The 3,867-nt window shown below is 73.4% G+C and carries 4 protein-coding genes; 2 read left to right on the top strand and 2 right to left on the bottom strand.

Features of this window, described 5'->3' with window-relative positions; genetic code table 11:
* Positions 1-34: 34 nt before the first annotated feature.
* Positions 35-760, bottom strand: coding sequence for a DUF2306 domain-containing protein (locus AB0O00_RS31975; protein ID WP_363657737.1), 726 nt, complete (start codon positions 758-760; stop codon positions 35-37).
* A gap of 217 nt (positions 761-977) precedes the next feature.
* Between AB0O00_RS31975 and AB0O00_RS31970 the strand changes: the two genes are divergently transcribed.
* Positions 978-1,610, top strand: coding sequence for a TetR/AcrR family transcriptional regulator (locus AB0O00_RS31970; RefSeq protein WP_363657735.1), 633 nt, complete (start codon positions 978-980; stop codon positions 1,608-1,610).
* A 7-nt stretch (positions 1,611-1,617) separates the two neighbouring features.
* On the opposite strand, the gene AB0O00_RS31965 is transcribed toward AB0O00_RS31970, so the two are convergent.
* Positions 1,618-3,006: a pyridoxal-dependent decarboxylase gene (locus tag AB0O00_RS31965; RefSeq protein ID WP_363657733.1), complete on the bottom strand. Its 1,389-nt coding sequence runs from the start codon at positions 3,004-3,006 to the stop codon at positions 1,618-1,620.
* A 270-nt stretch (positions 3,007-3,276) separates the two neighbouring features.
* On the opposite strand from AB0O00_RS31965, the gene trpD reads away from it, so the two are divergent.
* Positions 3,277-3,867: anthranilate phosphoribosyltransferase (trpD, locus tag AB0O00_RS31960; RefSeq protein ID WP_363657731.1), on the top strand; the 591-nt coding region annotated here is incomplete at its 3' end.

The raw sequence follows: 3,867 nt of genomic DNA, 5'->3' as shown, positions 1-3,867 counted from the left end.
GATCGGCTGCGGCCCGGCTACGGGCGGACGGCGGTCAGGCCGGGGTGATCCGGTAGGACGGGAGGCCGCGGCGGCGTATCAGGAATTCGGCGACGACGAGGTTGGGGAGCCAGGCGAGGAAGGGCAGGACGGCGTACGCGGTGTCGAACACGTGCGTGCCGTCCACGGGCCCGTCGGCGGTGAGCGTCTGGAGGAGGATCAGGACTCCGAGCCAGGCGCGCAGGGTGACGGCGGCGTAGGTGAGGGCGAAGCTGCGGATCATCCAAGCGCGGTGGTTGGGCAGGTCGCCCCCGCGGATGGCCCGGTAGGCGCGCCAGGTCGTGCCCGCCCACAGCAGCGCGAGGCTGCCGAAGCCGAAGAAGCCGTCGAAGGCTATCGAGCTGAAGAAGGACATCACGAACGCGGCCAGCGAGCCGAGGCCGACGCCCGCCAGGTACACGCGGCCCGTCCAGCGATGGACCGCGCGGGAGCGGCGGCGCAGCGCGGCGGAGAACTGGAACGGTCCGACGAGCAGTGCCACCGAGGCCATCACGATGTGGACGTAGAAGGCGAGTTGGATGCCGAAGGGGCGGTCGGCGTAGGTGGCGGCGAGGCCGCCGCGCGAGCCGTCGAGGGGCAGGCCGGCCTGGGCGTAGGTGGCGACGACGTAGCCGACGATCCCCAGGGAGGTCAGGAGGACGACGGTCCAGGGGAAGCGTCCGCCTCCGGCGCCCGTCCTCTTGGTCGGGGTGACAGCGGGCGGAGCCGTGGTGCTGGTCATGGGTGTCCCCGTTCTGGTCGGTGGAGCGTCCCCGGGCAGGGGGCTGCGCGACCCACCCCCCAATGTGGACACTGTGAACTTACGCGCGAATGTGGACGGCGTCAACATTTATTCGAACGTGCTGTCCACGGCGCCTCAACCACTGTGCAGCACAAGTGAGTTCATGAGGAGGGCCGGGCCCGGACCGACCGACGTGTTCACACTGTTAACATCGAGCATGGATTCACAGCGAGCGGGCTACCACCACGGCAACCTCCGCGAAGCCCTCGTGCAGGCCGGTGTCGAGCTCGCACGCGAGGGCGGCCCGTCGACGATCGTGCTGCGCGAGACCGCGCGCCGGGTCGGCGTCTCACCCAACGCGGCCTACCGGCACTTCGCTTCCCTCCCGGACCTGGTCGACGAAGTCGCCAAGGACTCCCGCCGCCGCCTCGCCGAGACCATGGACGCCGAGTTGGGCCGGCAGAAGCCGGCCGACGCGGTCGGCCGGCTCACCGCCGTCGGACGGGGATACGTCCGCTACGCCCTCACCGAACCGGGCCTGTTCGCCACCGCCTTCCCGACCGGCGGCAAGAGCGCCGCCGGCCACGACGAACAGGACCCGGCCGAGGACAAGCGGCGCGGCTCCTTCACGATCCTCCGGGAGGCCCTCGCCGCGCTCGACGCCGCCGGCATCCTCGCCGAGCCCATGGAGTCGGCCACCTTCAACGCCTGGGCCGGGGTCCACGGCCTCGCGCTGCTCCTGCTCGGCCCGTACGCCGAACTCCCGGAGGAGGCACGGGAGTCGGCCATCGCCGACGGCGTGGCCTTCGTGGTCCGCGGCCTCACGAAGGCACCCCGCCCAACAGGTTGACGCATCGTCAGACCCGCTTCGCCACCGCCCGCGCGAGCGCCTCGGCCGTCCGGCGGACGTCGGCCTCCGTCGTGCGCCAGTTGCTGAACGCCGCGCGCAGGGCCGGGACTCCGGCGTAGCGGGTCGGCGTAAAGAAGGCCTCCCCGGCGACCTCGGCGGCGAGTTCGGCGAGGCGCTCGGCGGTGGGGTCGTCGGCGAGGGTGAAGCAGACGACGTTCAGCCGCACCGGCGCGAGCAGCCGCAGCCCGTCGGTGCCCGCCACCGCCTCGCCGAGCGCGCGGGCCCCGGCGACGCAGCGCTCGACGATCTCGCGGTGGCTGGCCCGCCCGTACGCGCGCAGCGTGAACCAGGCGGAAAGGGCGCGCAGGCGGTGCGAGTTCTCGGGGGTGAGGTGGACGAGGTCGGGGTGCTCGCCGAGGGGGCCGAGGTAGGCGGCGGCGTTCTGGAAGACGCGGGCCTGGAGGTCGCGGCGGCGGGTGAACTGCACGGCGCTGTCGTAGGGCACGTTGAGCCACTTGTGGAGGTCGATGCAGACCGAGTCGGCGAGGTCCAACCCGGCTGCCAGCTCGGCGTGTTCGGGCGTCAGCGCGGCGAAGGCGCCGAACGCGCCGTCCACGTGCAGCCAGAAGTCGTAGCGCTCGCGCAGGGCGGCGATCGCCCGCAGGTCGTCGAAGTCGACGGTGTTCACGGTGCCCGCGTTGGCCACGACGACGCACGGGCCGTCCGCCTGCGCGAGCGCCCGCTCCAGCGCGGCGAGGTCCACCGCCTCGCGGTCCGGGAGCGTGGGAACGGCGGTGAGCGCCGAGCGGCCGAGGCCGAGGACGGACAGCGCCTTGGCGATGCTGGAGTGCGCGCTGCCGGACAGCACCCGCACCCGGCCGAGCGCGCCGGCGCCGTCCTCGGCGACGTCCACGCCGAGGCGCTCGCCCAGCCACTCGCGGGCGATCGCGAGGCCGACCGTGTTGGACATGGTGGCGCCGCTGACGAAGGTGCCGGTGTGCGCGTCGGACAGGCCGAACAGCTCGCGCAGCCAGCCGACCGTCTCCCGCTCCAGGTGCTGGCCGGCCGGGTCGAGCGAGGAGTTGGAGTTCTGGTCGGCGGCGGCGGTGAGCCAGTCCCCCGCGAGGGCCGCCGGGGTCGCGCCGCCGGTGACGAACCCGAAGTACCGCGGCCCGGCACTCGCGCTCAGCCGCGGCTCCCAGCGCTCGCCGAACTCCGCGAGCGCCGCCCGCAGCCCGATCCCGCCGCCGTCCCCCAGCCGCACCGGCGCGGGCTCCTCGGCGCGGGGGACCACCGGCCGCTCGCCGAGGCCGCCGAGGAAGGCGACGGCCCGCTGCCGGGTCTCCTCCAGCAGCGCGGGCAACCGGTCCAGATCGGCGGCGAGTTCAGGGTGCATGAGAGTCGCTCCATGACGGGGAAGATCAACTGTGCTCCGAGCGTATCGATCGCCGCGCATGCCGTCCCAGTCCAATTGGACCCAAGTGGCCTGCTCCGAATGACGGCATCGGCTAGCATGACCGCCATGACGACGCGCCGCAGTTCCTGGTGGGCCCCCGATCGGGTGGCCTGACAGCGCAGCGCGTCATGTATCGGCCGTCCGGTGGGCGGCCGATTCGCGTTCTCCCGGGCGGCTCCCACTGGACTCGACGCCAAGGACGGCGAACCAGTGGACGACAAGACCCTCACGCACACCCCGGACCTCTCCTGGCCGCAGCTGCTCGCCGTACTGGCGGCCGGGCGCGACCTCCAGGCCCACCAGACGCGCTGGGCCATGGAGCGGGTGCTGGAGGACGACTTCCGGCCGGAGCAGCTCGCGGCCTTCCTGATGGGCCTGCGGGTCAAGGGCGAGAGCGCCGCCGAACTGTCCGGCCTGGTCACCGCCGCGCTCGACCACGCGGTGCCGGTGGACGTCGACGGCGGCCGGTGCGTCGACCTCGCCGGCACCGGGGGCGACGGCGGCTCGACCGTCAACATCTCGACCATGGCCTCCGTCGTGGTCGCCGCCTGCGGGGTGCCCGTGGTCAAGCACGGCGGCCGCTCGGCCTCCTCCAAGTGCGGCACCGCGGACGTCCTGGAGGAGCTCGGCATCCCGCTGGACCTGCCGCCCGCCGCCGTCGCCGAGGTCGCCCGCCGGGCCGGGATCACGTTCTGCTTCGCACCGGTCTTCCACCCGGCCCTGCGCAACGCCGCCCCGGTGCGCCGCGCGCTCGGCGTGCCGTCCGCGTTCAACCTGCTCGGGCCGCTGATCGGCCCGGCC

The organism is Kitasatospora sp. NPDC093558, from assembly GCF_040683475.1.
In the GTDB taxonomy this organism is placed as follows: Bacteria; Actinomycetota; Actinomycetes; order Streptomycetales; family Streptomycetaceae; genus Kitasatospora.
The sequence above is the reverse complement of the archived record's forward strand: the minus strand, read 5'-3'. Positions and strand labels throughout refer to the sequence as shown.

Bases quoted from the DNA above. Each gene is read 5' to 3' on its own strand.
- AB0O00_RS31975 (WP_363657737.1), bottom strand. From the start codon at position 760: ATGACCAGCACCACGGCTCCGCCCGCTGTCACCCCGACCAAGAGGACG.
- AB0O00_RS31970 (WP_363657735.1), top strand. From the start codon at position 978: ATGGATTCACAGCGAGCGGGCTACCACCACGGCAACCTCCGCGAAGCC.
- AB0O00_RS31965 (WP_363657733.1), bottom strand. From the start codon at position 3,006: ATGCACCCTGAACTCGCCGCCGATCTGGACCGGTTGCCCGCGCTGCTG.